We start from the raw sequence: 14,487 nt of genomic DNA on the forward strand, positions 1-14,487 counted from the left end.
CGCGGTCCCCCCGGCCACAGCCCGGTCCGCCGGCCGTGGCCTGGCCCGTCGGCCGTGGCCCGGTCCGCCGGCCGCAGCCCGGTTGACCCGGCCGGGGCCTGGCCCGCCGGCCCGGGCCTCAAACCGGGGCTTAAGGCGTAGGCCCCGCTAGGTCCTCGGCCCGATGCGCCGCGCGGCCCCGGCTGGGATCGTCTCCCCCATGACCGATATGACGGAGTTCGCGGAGTTCAAGGGTTTCAGTGAGGCCGAGCTGGCCTACCTGCGCGCGCAGCCGCTGGGCCGGCTCGCGACGGTGGATCCGGCCGGGCAGCCCCAGGCCAACCCGGTGGGTTTCTTCCCGCAGGACGACGGGACGGTCCTGGTGGGCGGGCTGGCGATGGGCACGACGAAGAAGTGGCGCAACCTCACCACCAACCCCCGGCTGTCCCTGGTCGTGGACGACCTGGTCAGCACGCGTCCGTGGACGGTGCGCGGCATCGAGATCCGCGGGCGGGCCGCGCTGGAGGTGGGCCCGCACTCCCTGGGCCCCCACTTCAGCCCGGAGGTCATCCGCATCCACCCGGACCGCGTCCTGTCCTGGGGCCTTTCGGGCTAGGCCTTTCGGACTGGGCCGGTTGGGCCGGGCCTTTCGGGCTGGGCCTGTTGGGCCGGCGGGTGGGCGGCGCGCCCGATTTCCCCATGGGTTCCCGACTCCCGGAGCAATCCCCTTGCGCAATGGTCAAGAAACGTTGACCATTGCGTCCATGCCTACCGATGAGCCTCCCGAGGCGCTCCACGTCACCACGGACGAGCAGCTGCGCGCCGTCTCCAACCTCACGCGCCACCGGATCATGGCCGTGCTCCGCTTCGAGCCGGCGACGATCACCCAGATCGCCGCGCGGGTGGGCCTGGCGAAGGGGAGTTCCAGCTATCACGTGCGGCTGCTGGAGCGGGCCGGGCTGGTGAAGGTGGTCCGGACGCGGAAGGTCCGGGGGGTCAACGAGCGCTACTACGCGATGGCCGCGCGGTCGATCGTGCTGCCGGATCCGGGCGAGGGCGGGCCGGATCTGCTGATGCGGCACGCGGTGGCGGACCTGGAAGAGGCGCCGGCGGACGGCGAGCGGCACGTCGGGATGATGCATCTGCGGCTCACCGACGAGCAGTTCGCGGAGCTGGGGGCGCGCCTGGAGGCATTGGCGCGCGAGTACCGCGAGTTGTCCGATCCGGCCCTGCCGGACGCGTCGTTCGTCTTCGCGCTGTTCCACCCGGCACGTCGCGACCAGAGCACCGAGGGCCGGAGCGCCGAGGATCAGAACACCGAGAGCCAGAACACCGAGGGGGAGTCCAAGTGAGCACTGGCATAACGAAGTTCCCGGCCGGATTCGGGCGGCTGTGGACCGCGCAGACGGTGTCCTCGCTCGGTGACGGGGTGACGCACGCCGCGCTGCCGCTGATCGCGCTGACGCTGACGCGGGATCCGATGGCGCTCGCCGTCGTCACGGCCGCCGGAACGCTGCCGTGGCTGCTCTTCGGGGTGCTCGGCGGTGCGCTGGTGGACCGTTGGGACCGCCGGCGCACGATGTGGGTCGCGGACGCGGGACGCGCGGTGCTGCTCGCGGTACCGGTGGCCGCGGCCGCGTTCGACGTGCTGAGCATTCCGCTGCTGGCGGTCGTCGCCTTCCTGCTCGGCATCGGCGGACTCTTCTTCGACACGGCGGCCACGGCCTATCTGCCGGACCTGCTCGGCCGTGACCCCGCGCTCCTGGAGCGCGCCAACTCCCGCCTGCGCGGGGCCCAGACCGCCGCGTCCGGCTTCGCCGGGCCGCCCGCGGGCAGTGCGCTGCTCGCGCTCGGCCGGGCGGTTCCGCTGCTCGCCGACGCGGTGTCGTTCGCGGTCTCCGCCCTGCTCGTACGGTCGCTGCCCAGCGTGCCCCGGCCCGTACCGCAGGCCCGCGAGTCGCTGCTGCGGCAGGCGCGGGCCGGGGCCTCGTACGTCTTCCGGGACCGGTTGCTGCTCGGGCTCGCGCTGCGCCCGGCGGTCGGGAACATCGCCTTCATCGCCGTGGAGACCGTCCTCGCCCTCTTCGCGCACGACCGGCTCGGCATCGGCGCCTTCGGCTTCGGTCTGCTCCTCACCGCGGAGGCCACCGGCGGCCTGCTCGGCGCGGCCATCGCCTCCTTCCTCGGCCGGCGGCTCGGTACCGGCACCGCGCTGACCTGCACGGCCGCCATCGAGGGACTGGCCGTCCTGGGGCTCGCCACCGCCCAGAACCCGTACGTGGCCGGCCTCGCGCTCGCCGTCTGCGGGGCGGGCATGGGCGCCACGATGGTGCTCGCGCCCTCCCTGCGGCAGACGATCGTCCCGGCGCACCTGATGGGCCGGGTCGCCTCCACCAGCCGCATGCTCGGCATGTGCGCCGCCCCGTTCGGCGCCTTCCTCGGCGGCTGGCTGGCCACCGCGTACGACGTGCGGACCCCGCTCTACGCAGCCTCCGGCCTCCTCCTCGCCATGACCGCCATCACGGCGAACATGACCAGCAACCGCCGGGTCGAGGCGGCCCTGCGTGCCGCCGGGGCGACCCCGGCCGGCACGCCGGACCAGCGGGACTCCGAGGATCGGAGCAAGGAAGACCACGGGGCGTCCGCGCCCCGCCCGTAGACCAGGCGGGGAACCCGGGGGCCCAGGGCGGGTGCAAAACCGCCCCGGGGCGGGTGATCACGGGAGCGGGTCGGTGGCCGTCAGGCGCGGCCCGTGCGCTTCGCGGAATAGTTCGCGCGGCCCTCCGCCGAGCGGAGCCTCCAGTCGCGCCTGATCTCCGCCCGGAGCCGCGCGTCCGTCTTCGCGACGATCCGCTGGTTCTCCCGCAGCAGCTTGCGGTAGCTCTCCAGCCGACGCTCGGGCAGCTCTCCGGAGTCAACGGCGGCCCGCACCGCGCACCCCGGCTCCGCCTCGTGCGCGCAGTCCTGGAAGCGGCACCGTTCCGCGTACTCCTCGATCTCCGAGAAGACCTGGCCCACGCCCGCCTCCGCGTCGTAGAGCCCGACGCCCCGCAGTCCGGGGGTGTCGATGAGCACGCCGCCGCCCGGCAGTACGAGCAGGTTGCGCGTCGTGGTGGTGTGGCGGCCCTTGCCGTCGACGTCGCGGGCGGCCTGGACCTCCATCACCTCTTCCCCGAGCAGGGTGTTGGCCAGCGTGGACTTGCCCGCGCCGGAGATGCCGAGGAGCACGCTCGTACCGCCCCCGACGACCGCGGCGAGCACGTCCGTGCCCTCCCCGGTCATCGAGGAGACCGTGAGGACCGTGACCCCGGGGGGCCGTGGCCTCCACGTCCTCGACGAGGTGCGAGAGGGTGACCGGGTCCGGGACCAGATCCGCCTTGGTCAGGACCACGAGGGGCTGCGCCCCCGATTCCCAGGCGAGCGCGAGGAACCGCTCGATGCGGCCGAGGTCCAGTTCGACCGCCAGGGACACCGCGATGATCGCGTGGTCGACGTTCGCGGCGAGGATCTGCCCCTCGGACCGCTGGGAGGAGGTGGACCGCACGAAGGCGGTCCGGCGCGGCAGGTACGTCTTCACGTACCGCGGAGTGCCGTGGGCCTCGACGACCGCCCAGTCGCCGGTGCAGATGACCCGGAGCGGGTCGTGCGGGGTGACGAAGGCGGTGTCGGCGCGGACGACGCCGTCCGCCGTCATGACATCGCACTGGCCGCGGTCGACCCGTACGACCCGGCCGGGCACGAGGCCCTGGTCGGCGTGGGGGGCGAACTCGGCGGCCCACGCGTCGTCCCAGCCGTAGGGGGCGAGGACGTGCTGAGCATCAGTGGTGGAAGAGGTGTCGAGCGAAGCGTGGAACAAGGGGAACCCTTCGAAGGGCGGCCCCGGCGGCGCGGAAGATGTGTGGGTGTCAGCCGGAGACCACAGGGGTGGAAACGATGATGAACTCCTGAATGCGGGCAGCGCCCGTCACCATGACCGTCATCAATGTCCTCACCTCCTGCTTCTTCTCAACGAACCGACACCGTTCCCTCGAGCACGACGCACGGCCGAACCCCGGAACGATGAAAACCATAGCCCCGCCCCGGGCACGGCACCAGCGATTAAACGCGGGGCCGACGTCAGACCGCGGGTCGTACGGCACCCTGGGCGGGGACCCCGGGCTCGCCGGGCCCACGCCGCACCGCCTCCGACCACGGCCCCGCGATGCCCGCTCCGGAGATCAGGACCCGTTGGCCGTCATGGGATCAGCCTGAACTTACCGTCGGTCAGCGGCGAGGAGAAAACCTGTCGCCAAGTGGGCCAAGGGACTAGGCTGTTCCTCATGGAAAACCGCGGAACCGTAGATTCTGAGACGCTTTACGAGACACGAACTGCCCCTGTCTCGTCGCAGAATGCGTCGAATATCGAGACGGCTTCCGACACCCGGCGGCGGATCCTGCGGGTGTCCATGGAGCTGTTCGGAGTCCACGGCTTCCACGAGACCTCACTGCGGGAGATCGCCGAGCGGGTGGGCGTCTCCAAGCCCGCCGTGCTCTACCACTTCCCCGGCAAGGCCGACATCCTCGGCGCCCTGGTCGAGCCGATGCTCCGCGATCTGGCTACCGCCCTGGCCCTCGCCACCGCGTCGGCGCAGCCCGGTACCGGCCCCGGGGCCGGTACCGGTACCGGCCCCGAGCGGGCGCGGTGGGCCGCCATCGAGGGGGTCCTCGACGTCTGGCTGAAGCACCGCCACCTGCTGCGGCTGAACCTGCAGGACATGGCCCTGGCCACCCCCGGACCGGCCTTCGCCCGCCTGCGCGACGCCATGCTCCGGGCGAACTCCCTGGTCGCGGGTGCGGACCCCGGCTTCGCGGAGCGGGTACGGGCCGCCCAGGCCATCGCCATGCTCTCCGACCCGGTGGTGCTCTTCGCGGACGCCCCCGTCCCCGCGCTGCGCGAGGCCGTGCTGGACGGCGTACGGCGGCTGCTGGACCGGCCCGCCGAACCGGCTCCGACCGCGCGGGCCGTACCGGGAGGCCGGCGCGGGCGGCCCGCCGCCATGAGCCCGGCCATGGTCGAGGCGGCCCGCCGGATGCACGCCGCGGGCAGCGGGGCCACCGCGATCGCCGCCGCCCTCGGCGTCTCCCGGGCCACGGTCTACCGGCACCTGCCCCAGGAGGACACCGAGTGACGGGCCGGCCGCCGGTGTCCGATTCGTTCAAGACCGGCCCGGCCGGACGTGCCTAGGGTGAGTTCATGACTCCCCGACTCGACATGATCGGCATCGTCGTCTCCGACATGGCCGCATCGCTCGCCTTCTACCGCCGCGTCGGCATCGAGGTGCCCGCGGAGGCGGACTCCCAGCCGCACGTCGAGGCCGTCCTGCCGGGCGGGCTGCGGATCGGCTGGGACACGGAGGAGGCCATCCGCTCCTTCGACCCGTCCTGGACCCGCCCCACGACCGACGGCCGGGTGGGCCTGGCGTTCCTCTGCGGCTCCCCCGCCGAGGTGGACTCCCTGTACGCCGAACTGACGGAGGCCGGGCACACGGGCCACCTGAAGCCCTGGGACGCCTTCTGGGGGCAGCGCTACGCCGTCGTCCTGGACCCGGACGGCTCCGGGGTCTCCCTCTTCGCACCGGCGGAGCCCGTCGCGTAGGACCCCGGCGTGGTCCCGGCCAGGGTGCGCGCCTCGCGGGTCCAGTGGGCCTGGTCGGCGTAGCCGGCCGCCGCGGCCACCGCCGCCGGGGGCAGCCCGCGCCGGGTCAGCGCGAGGGCCCGCTGGAGGCGCAGGATCCGCCCGAGCGTCCGGGGCCCGTACCCGAAGGCGTCGAGCGAGCGCCGGTGCAGCTGCCGCTCGCCGAGGCCCACGGCCCCCGCCACCGCGGCCACGCCCTGCCCGGCCCGCAGCCGGGCCGCGACCTCCGTGACCAGGGGGTCCGGGAGCCCGCCGTCGGCCGCGCGGAGCAGGGCCAGCTCCTCCAGTCCCGCGCGGGGATCCCCGTACGAGGCCACGCGCGCGGTGAGGCGCCGCACCTCGGCGGCCGGCCACAGGTCGGCCAGCTCGACCCGCCGGTCCCGCAGCACCCGGGCCGGTACGCCGAGCAGCGCGGGCGCCGTGCCGGGGGCCAGCCGGATCCCGGCGAATCCGGAGCCGGAGACCTCTCCGGCGGGGTGCGGGGCGGTGTCGGGTCCGGCCACCAGGAGGCGCCCGTCCACCCACAGCAGGTCCATGCACCCGTCGGGCAGCACCACGCCGCCGTTTCCGCCGGCCCGCCAGAGCACGGCGCCGGGCAGCGCGCGGGACGGCCGTTCCTCGTACACGCCCACCAGGCTACGACGGCGGCCGGCGCCCGACCCGGTCGGCGCCGACGTCAGTGCTTGCGCAGCCGGGAGTGGTAGTCCTCCGGAGGCAGGAACCTCGACCAGCGCTCGGGGAACTCCGAGGGCATGCCCCCGTCCTCGTCGCCGTCGTCGTCCTCCGACTCCCCCTCGGCCAGGGCCCGCCAGGCGGCCGCCCGGGCCACCAGCTGGGCGGCCTCCGCCTCGCGGACCCGCTCGTTCGCCTCGCGCGCCGCGGCTGTAGCCACCGAGGGCCAGACCCGGTCGATGGCGGCGTTGACGGCGGCTCCGACGAGGACGGCGAAGGCGGAGATGCCGATCCACAGCAGGATGGCCACGGGGGCGGCCAGCGACCCGTAGATGGTCGGGCCTTCCACCGTGTTGGTGAGGTAGATCCGCAGCAGGAACGAGCCGAGCACCCACATCGCGAGGGCGACCAGCGCGCCGGGCACGTCCTCGATCCAGGGCGAGCGGACCGGGACGGAGACGTGGTAGAGCGTGGTCAGGAAGGCGATGGAGAGCAGCGTGACGACCGGCCAGTACATGACGGCGATCACCTCGGTGCTCCAGGGCACCAGCCGCACCACCGCGTCCGGGCCGACCACCATCAGCGGCAGCACGATGGCGCCGATCAGCAGGGCCGCGATGTAGAGGACGAAGGCGAGCAGCCGGGTCTTGACGATGCCGCGCTGGCCGTCGAGTCCGTACATGACGGTGATGGTGTCGATGAAGACGTTGACGGCGCGCGAGCCGGACCAGAGGGCGAAGGCGAACCCGAGGGAGATGAGGTCGGGGCGGCCCCGGCCCGTGACGTCGTCGAGCATCGGTTTGGCGATGTCGTTGACGCCCCGGTCGGAGAGCACGGTGCCGACCGCGCGCAGGATGTTCTCCTCGATGCTGGCGACGGTCGTACCGCCCGACCAGCCGTCCACGTACCCGAGGAGGCCCAGCAGGCCCAGGAAGAGCGGGGGCAGCGAGAGCAGGGTGAAGAAGGCCGCCTCGGCGGCGAGTCCGAGGATCCGGTACTCGATGCACGAGTTCACGGTGTCTTTGAGCAGCAGCCACGCCATCTTGCGCTTGGAGACGTTGCGGTAGAGGGCGCGGGCCCGGTGGAGGCGTCCCGGAATCCGCTCAGGTGTTTCTTTCGCGTGCTGCACGTCCTTACGGTATCGGCATGGCAGCCACCACCCACACAGTCAGCAATCAGGCCCCGCCGCTCGTGGGCCACGACGTATACCGCAGCGACCGGGTCCTGAGCGAGGGGGTGGAGCGGCATCTCGCGGACGCCGCTCCCGAACTCGCCGCGGAGGTAAGGGAAGAGCTCACGGACCTGGGGCGCGCGGCCGGGTCCCGGCAGGCCCAGGACTGGGGGACGCAGGCGAACGAGAACCCGCCGAAGCTGCGGACGCACGACCGGTACGGGAACCGGATCGACGAGGTGGAGTTCCACCCCTCGTGGCACCGGCTGCTCGGGCACGCCGTGGGCGCCGGGCTCACCGACGCGTGGGGGCGGCCGGCGGGGCATCTGCGGCGGGCGGCCGGGTTCTTCGTGTGGTCGCAGGCGGAGGCGGGGCACGGGTGCCCGGTCTCGATGACGCACGCGGCGGTGCCGGCGCTGCGGACCGATCCGGAGCTGGCGGCCGAATGGGAGCCGCGGCTGACCTCGCACGTGTACGAGGAGGGGCTGCGGCCGGCCGGGCAGAAGGCCGGGGTGCTCTTCGGGATGGGCATGACGGAGAAGCAGGGCGGCAGCGACGTCCGGGCGAACACGACGGCGGCCGTGCCGCTGGACGCCTCGGGCGAGTACCTGCTGACCGGGCACAAGTGGTTCTGCTCGGCGCCGATGTGCGACGGGTTCCTGGTACTGGCGCAGGCGCCGGGCGGGCTGACGTGCTTCCTGGTGCCGCGGGTGCTGCCGGACGGGACGCGCAACGTGTTCGCGATCCAGCGGCTGAAGGACAAGCTGGGCAACCGGTCGAACGCGTCGAGCGAGGTGGAGTTCGACGGGACGTGGGCGCGGCGGGTGGGCGAGGAGGGCCGGGGAGTGCGGACCATCATCGAGATGGTCGCGGCGACCCGGCTGGACTGCGTGATCGGTTCGGCCTCGCTGATGCGGCAGGCGCTGACGCAGGCCGCTCACCATACGGAGCACCGCTCTGCTTTCGGAGCGCCGCTCATCGACCAGCCGCTGATGCGCAACGTGCTCGCCGACCTCGCGCTGGAGTCGGAGGCGGCCACCACCCTCACGCTCCGCCTCGCGGCCGCGTACGACGCCGTCCAGAGCACGGGCGACGAGCAGGAGCGGGCCTTCCTGCGCATCGCGGTGCCCGCCGCGAAGTACTGGGTGACCAAGCGCTGTACGCCGATGGTGGCGGAGGCCCTGGAGTGTCTGGGCGGAAACGGCTACGTCGAGGAGTCCGGGATGCCCCGGCTGCTGCGCGAGTCCCCGCTGAACTCCATCTGGGAGGGCTCGGGCAACGTCCAGGCCCTCGACGTGCTGCGCGCCCTGCAGCGCGAGCCGCAGGCGCTGAACGCCTTCCTCCAGGAGGTGGGCCTGGCGCGCGGGGCCGACCACCGGCTGGATTCGGCCATCAAGAACCTGCTGACCGAGCTCGCGGACCTGGAGGGCATCGAGGCACGGGCCCGGCGGGTCGTGGAGCGGATGGCCCTGGTGCTGCAGGGGTCCCTGCTGGTGCGCTGGGCGCCGCCGGAGGTGGCCGACGCCTTCTGCGCCTCCCGCCTGGGCGGGGACTGGGGCGCGGCCTTCGGCACGCTGCCGCACAGTCTGGATCTGGGATCCGTGGTGGAACGGGCCCGGACCGCATCCTGATCGCGTCCTGATCGCGAGCTGACGGAGGGCCCCAACCCTCCGGAAGCCGGGCTGATGCGGAGGGCCCCAACCCTCCGAAAAGCACCACGGTGCGGGATCCGGGCCCGTTGACCTGGATCAGGGATGGCGCCGCGCCGACTCGGCACCACCCCTGATCCGAGAAGCCCCGAGGAAGGAGCTGTCACGTCGCTCGGCGACGTCCGCACAGTTTCGATCGGGCGACCGGGACTTGGCGAGAGTTGCAAGACGTTGCAACCTTTGACTCGGAACCGTCCTCCGGGCGTCCCGGTCGGCCCCTGGGAAGCGGCGCGCACCGGACGGCCCCGCGGACGGCAACCGTCGTACGCATGTTCGGCACGGGGAGGTTCCGGTGGTCCACACCACAGGCAGCGCGGTCGATGCGGCACGCATCTCGGCCATGGACGCGCGGGCCGCCGCGCGTCTGCTCAAGGGGGTACGGGCGGCCGCGCTGGCCGGGGACCGGCCGCCGGCCGCGCCGCGCCCCGAGATCGCCGAGTCCTGGCGCCGGATGATGGCGGGCGGTGTCCACCCCGACCGCGACAGCCGCTCCCGGATGCTGTCGGCCGCCGAGACCGAGGAGCGCCGCCAGACCTCTCCGCTACGGGAACTGCTGCCCGTCCTGCGCGAAGGACTGCTGCCCTCCCTGGACGAGGCCCTGCACATCATGGTCGTCGCCGACGCCGACGGGCGGCTGCTGTGGCGGGAGGGCCACTCCTCGATCCTGCGCAACGCGGACCGCCTCGGCTTCGGGGTGGGCGCCCACTGGGACGAGGCGGTGGTCGGCACCAACGGGGTCGGCACCGCCCTGGTGACCCGCAGGCCGGTCCAGGTGTTCTCGGCGGAGCACTTCGTCTCCAGCCACCACGACTGGACCTGCGCCGGAGCCCCCGTACGGGACCCCCGCGACGGCTCGCTGCTCGGGGTCCTGGACGTCAGCGGGCCGCTGGCCACCATGCACCCGGCGACCCTGACCTGGGTGAGCTCGGTGGCCCGGCTCGCGGAGCGGGAGCTGCGGGTGCGGCACCTGGAGTCGCTGGAACGGCTGCGGACGGTGGCGGCCCCGCTGCTGGCCCGGATGCCGGGGCGGGCGCTGGCCGTGGACGGCAACGGCTGGACGGCGGCCGTCACCGGACTCGCGCCCACGGAGCGGATCCCGCTGCCGAAGAGCTTCGGTCCGGGCCGGGTGTGGGTGCCGCAGCTCGGGGACTGCCTCGTCGAGCCGCTGCCGGGCGGCTGGCTGGTGAACGTCACCGAGGCCCGTACCGGCGCCGGGGCGGCCGCCCGCGTCGTCCTCGACCTCAGCCGGCCCGGCGCGTGGCGGGCCACCGTCTACGGGGCCGCGGGAAGCTGGTCGCAGGAGCTGAGCCCGCGCCACGCGGAGCTGCTGTTCCTGCTGGCGGAGGCCCCCAAGGGCCGCTCGGCGGCGGAACTCTCGCAGGAGCTGTTCGGGGACCCGACGCGCACGGTGACGGTCCGCGCGGAGATCTCCCGGGTGCGCCGCAACCTCGGCGGCGTGCTGGCCCACCGCCCGTACCGCTTCGCGCACGACGTGGAGGTCGAGCTGATCCGCCCGGCGGACCCGGCCGCGCTGCTGCCGCACTCCACGGCGCCCGCGGTCGTCAGCGCCCGGCTGGGCCCCGCGGCGAGCGGCATGATTCCCTGACGTCCATGAGCACGAGCACACTGACCACCTGGTCCCTGGAAATGACCGCACCGTCCGATCTCGTCGCGGCGGCCGTGCCGGGCCCGGAGATCCGGATCGTCCGCTCGGAGGTCCCCTCCCCCGAGTTCAGCCGGTTCCTCTACGCCTCGGTGGGCGGGGACATCCACTGGACGGACCGGCTGTCGCTGACCCGCGCGCAGTGGGTGGAGCAGCTGGACCGTCCGGGCGTGGAGACCTGGGTGGCGTACGACCGGGGCACCCCCGCGGGGTACGTGGAACTCGACCCGCAGCCGGACGGTGTGGTGGAGATCATGTACTTCGGCCTGATCCCCGAGTTCCGGGGCCGGCGCATCGGCGGCCACCTGCTGACCGTGGGCATCGAGCGGGCCTGGTCCCTGGCCGAGCGCTGGCCGGAGCTGACCCCGACGCGGCGCGTCTGGCTGCACACGTGCAGCGACGACGGCCCGACGGCCATGGCGAACTACCTCCGGCGCGGCTTCAAGGTCTTCAAGGAGGAGACGGAGGAGAAGGCCGTCGCCCCCACCCCGGGCCCCTGGCCCGGCGCGTAGCCGCTCCGACAGGGGGGCGGCGGCCCCGCGGGGCCGCCCCCTCCCCGGGACAAGCGGGCACAAAGGGGCCGGTGAGGTGACGCCGATCACGGACATCTTGCCATTCGAGACGACTTCGTCCGCATCGTGGACAGTAGTGGACTCCTCCAATCGCCACATGCCACGCTTCCCCCCATGAACGGAGCTGGAATTGCCTTGGTGAGTCGGCGGCACGTCGACCTCGGCCGCATGTCCAGCGCCATCTGTCCGGCGCGCTGACGCAACTCACCGCCGCGACAGCGCCCCGCACCGACGTCGCCGCGGAAGCGAACACACCGCCCGTCGTCAGCCACCACCGCAGTCCCCTGTAGGCCGAACACCGCCCCACAAGGGCGGCGGATCTGCCACATCCCGCTCCACGCGCGCCAGGGGTCACGCCGCCGCTCCCCCTGCCCCTGCCTCGAGCCGCCCAAGAAGGACGTACCGCCATGGCCGCCACCCCCGATACGACCGCAGCAGCCGCACCCGCCGCCGCCGCGCGCCGCAAGACCGGCCGTCACCGCGGTGAGGGCCAGTGGGCCGTCGGACACCACACGCCCCTCAACGGCAACGAGCAGTTCAAGAAGGACGACGACGGTCTCAATGTGCGGGCGCGCATCGAGAACATCTACTCCAAGGCGGGCTTCGACTCGATCGACCCCAACGACCTGCGCGGCCGTATGCGCTGGTGGGGCCTCTACACCCAGCGCAAGCCCGGGATCGACGGCGGCAAGACCGCGATCCTGGAGCCGGAGGAGCTGGACGACAAGTACTTCATGCTGCGCGTGCGCATCGACGGCGGCCGGCTGACCACCGAGCAGCTGCGCGTCATCGGTGAGATCTCCGAGGAGTTCGCCCGCGGCACCGCCGACCTCACGGACCGGCAGAACGTGCAGTACCACTGGATCCGCATCGAGGACGTCCCGGAGATCTGGCGCCGTCTGGAGGCCGTCGGCCTCTCGACCACCGAGGCCTGCGGTGACACCCCCCGCGTGATCCTCGGCTCGCCCGTCGCCGGCATCGCGCTGGACGAGATCATCGACGGCACCCCCGCCATCGACGAGATCTACGCCCGCATCGTGGGCAACCCCGACTTCTCGAACCTGCCCCGCAAGTTCAAGTCCGCGATCTCCGGCTCGCCGCTGCTCGACGTGGCGCACGAGATCAACGACATCGCCTTCGTCGGCGTGAACCACCCCGAGCACGGCCCCGGCTTCGACGTCTGGGTCGGCGGCGGTCTCTCCACCAACCCGAAGCTGGGTGTGCGCCTGGGCACCTGGGTCTCGCTCGACGAGGTCCCGGACATCTACGAAGGCGTCATCTCGATCTTCCGCGACTACGGATACCGCCGGCTGCGCACCCGCGCCCGCCTGAAGTTCCTCGTCGCCGACTGGGGCCCGGCCAAGTTCCGCCAGGTCCTGGAGGACGAGTACCTGAAGCGCAAGCTGACCGACGGCCCCGCGCCCGAGCAGCCCAGCGGCCAGTGGCGCGACCACGTCGGCGTGCACCAGCAGCAGGACGGCAAGTTCTACGTCGGCTTCGCGCCCCGCGTGGGCCGTGTCGACGGCGCCACCCTGACGAAGATCGCCGCCGTCGCCGAGCAGCACGGTTCCGGCCGGCTGCGCACCACCGCCGAGCAGAAGATGATCGTGCTCGACATCGAGGCGGGCCAGGTCGACTCGGTCGTCGCGGCCCTGGAGGCGCTGGACCTGCGGGTCAACCCGTCCCCGTTCCGCCGCGGCACGATGGCCTGCACCGGCATCGAGTTCTGCAAGCTGGCCATCGTCGAGACGAAGGCGCGCGGCGCCTCGCTGATCGACGAACTGGAGCGCCGCCTGCCGGGGTTCGCCGAGCCGCTCACCATCAACATCAACGGCTGCCCGAACGCCTGCGCCCGTATCCAGGTCGCGGACATCGGTCTCAAGGGCCAGCTGGTCCTGGACGACGAGGGCAACCAGGTCGAGGGCTACCAGGTCCACCTGGGCGGCGCACTCGGACTGGAGGCCGGATTCGGCCGCAAGGTCCGCGGGCTCAAGGTCACCTCGGCCGGTCTGCCGGACTACGTCGAGCGGGTCGTCACGCGCTTCGAGAAGCAGCGCGAGGACGGCGAGCGCTTCGCCAGCTGGGTCACCCGCGCCAAGGACGAGGACCTGTCGTGAGCGAGCGCGCCGCACCGTTCTACTGCCCGTACTGCGGCGACGAGGACCTGTTCCCGAACGAAACAGGTCACGGCGCCTGGGAATGCAGGGCCTGCAATCGAGCCTTCCAGCTGAAGTACCTCGGGCTGCTGGCCCGGGGTGTTCAGTCCAACGACGCTGGAGGGGACGAGATATGACCACGATTCAGGACGCGGATCTCACGACGGGCGAGTTCGAGTCGGCCGACCTCAAGGGGCTGGCCGAGCAGGCGGGCCGGGACCTCGAGGACTCCACCCCGCTGGAGATCCTCACCTGGGCGGCCGAGACCTTCGGCAAGAAGTTCGCCGTGACCTCCTCCATGGAGGACGCGGTCGTCGCCCACCTCGCCTCCCGCGCCTTCCCCGGCGTGGACGTGGTCTTCCTCGACACGGGCTACCACTTCGAGGAGACCATCGGCACCCGTGACGCGGTCGAGGCCGTGATGGACGTCAACGTCATCACGCTCACCCCGCGCCAGAGCGTCGCCGAGCAGGACGCCGAGTACGGCCCCGAGCTGCACGACCGCGACCCCGACCTGTGCTGCGCGCTGCGCAAGGTCAAGCCGCTCGAAGAGGGCCTGACCGCGTACGACGCCTGGGCCACGGGCCTGCGCCGCGACGAGTCCCCGACCCGGGCGAACACCCCGGTGGTCGGCTGGGACGAGAAGCGGCGGAAGGTCAAGGTCTCGCCGATCGCCCGCTGGACCCAGGACGACGTGGACGCGTACGTCCTGGAGCACGGCGTGCTCACCAACCCGCTGCTGATGGACGGTTACGCCTCCGTCGGCTGCGCCCCCTGCACCCGCCGGGTGGCGGAGGGCGAGGACGCCCGCGCCGGCCGCTGGGCCGGGCGCGGCAAGACCGAGTGCGGGCTGCACGGCTGATGACGACCAGCGGCACGGCCGGCGGCACG

General features: G+C 72.8%; 14 protein-coding genes and 1 pseudogene. 12 read left to right on the top strand and 3 right to left on the bottom strand.

Going from position 1 to position 14,487, the window contains the following annotated elements; all coding sequences use genetic code 11:
• Positions 1-199 precede the first annotated feature (199 nt).
• From OG730_RS09335 to OG730_RS09345, 3 genes are all read left to right on the top strand, one after another.
• Positions 200-595: a PPOX class F420-dependent oxidoreductase gene (locus tag OG730_RS09335; protein WP_442814865.1), complete on the top strand. Its 396-nt coding sequence runs from the start codon at positions 200-202 to the stop codon at positions 593-595.
• A 148-nt stretch (positions 596-743) separates the two neighbouring features.
• Positions 744-1,331 (top strand): ArsR/SmtB family transcription factor, encoded by a 588-nt coding sequence (locus OG730_RS09340; protein WP_327303794.1) that lies wholly within the window; start codon positions 744-746, stop codon positions 1,329-1,331.
• Positions 1,328-2,638, top strand: coding sequence for an MFS transporter (locus OG730_RS09345; RefSeq protein ID WP_327303795.1), 1,311 nt, complete (start codon positions 1,328-1,330; stop codon positions 2,636-2,638). Before OG730_RS09340 ends, OG730_RS09345 begins: the two co-directional genes overlap by 4 nt.
• A gap of 80 nt (positions 2,639-2,718) precedes the next feature.
• On the opposite strand, the pseudogene rsgA reads toward OG730_RS09345, so the two are convergent.
• Positions 2,719-3,718 (bottom strand): annotated as a pseudogene (rsgA, locus tag OG730_RS09350) (ribosome small subunit-dependent GTPase A).
• Between the two features lie 706 nt (positions 3,719-4,424).
• Between rsgA and OG730_RS09355 the strand changes: the two are divergent.
• Together OG730_RS09355 and OG730_RS09360 are read left to right on the top strand one after the other, a co-directional pair.
• Positions 4,425-5,147: a TetR family transcriptional regulator gene (locus tag OG730_RS09355; RefSeq protein WP_442814866.1), complete on the top strand. Its 723-nt coding sequence runs from the start codon at positions 4,425-4,427 to the stop codon at positions 5,145-5,147.
• 65 nt (positions 5,148-5,212) lie between these two features.
• Positions 5,213-5,614: a VOC family protein gene (locus tag OG730_RS09360; RefSeq protein WP_327303797.1), complete on the top strand. Its 402-nt coding sequence runs from the start codon at positions 5,213-5,215 to the stop codon at positions 5,612-5,614.
• Here the strand turns inward: OG730_RS09360 and OG730_RS09365 are convergent.
• Positions 5,545-6,279, bottom strand: a complete 735-nt coding sequence (locus OG730_RS09365) for a helix-turn-helix domain-containing protein (RefSeq protein WP_327303798.1) — start codon at positions 6,277-6,279, stop codon at positions 5,545-5,547. The genes OG730_RS09360 and OG730_RS09365 overlap by 70 nt on opposite strands.
• Positions 6,280-6,329: 50 nt before the next feature.
• On the bottom strand, positions 6,330-7,454 hold the full coding sequence (locus OG730_RS09370; RefSeq protein WP_327303799.1) for a YihY/virulence factor BrkB family protein: 1,125 nt from the start codon (positions 7,452-7,454) through the stop codon (positions 6,330-6,332).
• A 17-nt stretch (positions 7,455-7,471) separates the two neighbouring features.
• On the opposite strand from OG730_RS09370, the gene OG730_RS09375 reads away from it, so the two are divergent.
• The 7 genes from OG730_RS09375 to OG730_RS09400 all read left to right on the top strand — a co-directional run bounded on the left by OG730_RS09375 (position 7,472) and on the right by OG730_RS09400 (position 14,458).
• The gene (locus OG730_RS09375) at positions 7,472-9,127 is read left to right on the top strand and encodes an acyl-CoA dehydrogenase family protein (RefSeq protein ID WP_327303800.1); all 1,656 of its coding nucleotides are present in this window, start codon (positions 7,472-7,474) and stop codon (positions 9,125-9,127) included.
• Between the two features lie 418 nt (positions 9,128-9,545).
• Entirely contained in the window at positions 9,546-10,811 is a 1,266-nt protein-coding gene (locus tag OG730_RS09380) for a helix-turn-helix domain-containing protein (RefSeq protein WP_327309203.1), read from the top strand.
• A 5-nt stretch (positions 10,812-10,816) separates the two neighbouring features.
• The gene (locus OG730_RS09385) at positions 10,817-11,380 is read left to right on the top strand and encodes a GNAT family N-acetyltransferase (RefSeq protein WP_327303801.1); all 564 of its coding nucleotides are present in this window, start codon (positions 10,817-10,819) and stop codon (positions 11,378-11,380) included.
• A gap of 174 nt (positions 11,381-11,554) precedes the next feature.
• Complete coding sequence (locus OG730_RS44285; RefSeq protein WP_312847410.1) at positions 11,555-11,638, top strand: putative leader peptide; 84 nt, start codon at positions 11,555-11,557, stop codon at positions 11,636-11,638.
• Positions 11,639-11,847: 209 nt separating this feature from the next.
• Positions 11,848-13,557 carry a nitrite/sulfite reductase gene (locus OG730_RS09390; protein ID WP_327303802.1) on the top strand — a complete coding sequence of 570 codons (1,710 nt, stop codon included), beginning with the start codon at positions 11,848-11,850 and terminating at the stop codon, positions 13,555-13,557.
• Entirely contained in the window at positions 13,554-13,733 is a 180-nt protein-coding gene (locus OG730_RS09395) for a DpnI domain-containing protein (RefSeq protein ID WP_214956597.1), read from the top strand. The genes OG730_RS09390 and OG730_RS09395 overlap by 4 nt, the downstream gene beginning before the upstream one ends.
• A complete protein-coding gene (locus tag OG730_RS09400; protein WP_327303803.1) occupies positions 13,730-14,458 on the top strand; it encodes a phosphoadenylyl-sulfate reductase in 729 nt (242 codons plus the stop codon). The genes OG730_RS09395 and OG730_RS09400 overlap by 4 nt, the downstream gene beginning before the upstream one ends.
• Positions 14,459-14,487: the final 29 nt, after the last annotated feature.

Source organism: Streptomyces sp. NBC_01298, from assembly GCF_035978755.1.
In the GTDB taxonomy this organism is placed as follows: Bacteria; Actinomycetota; Actinomycetes; order Streptomycetales; family Streptomycetaceae; genus Streptomyces.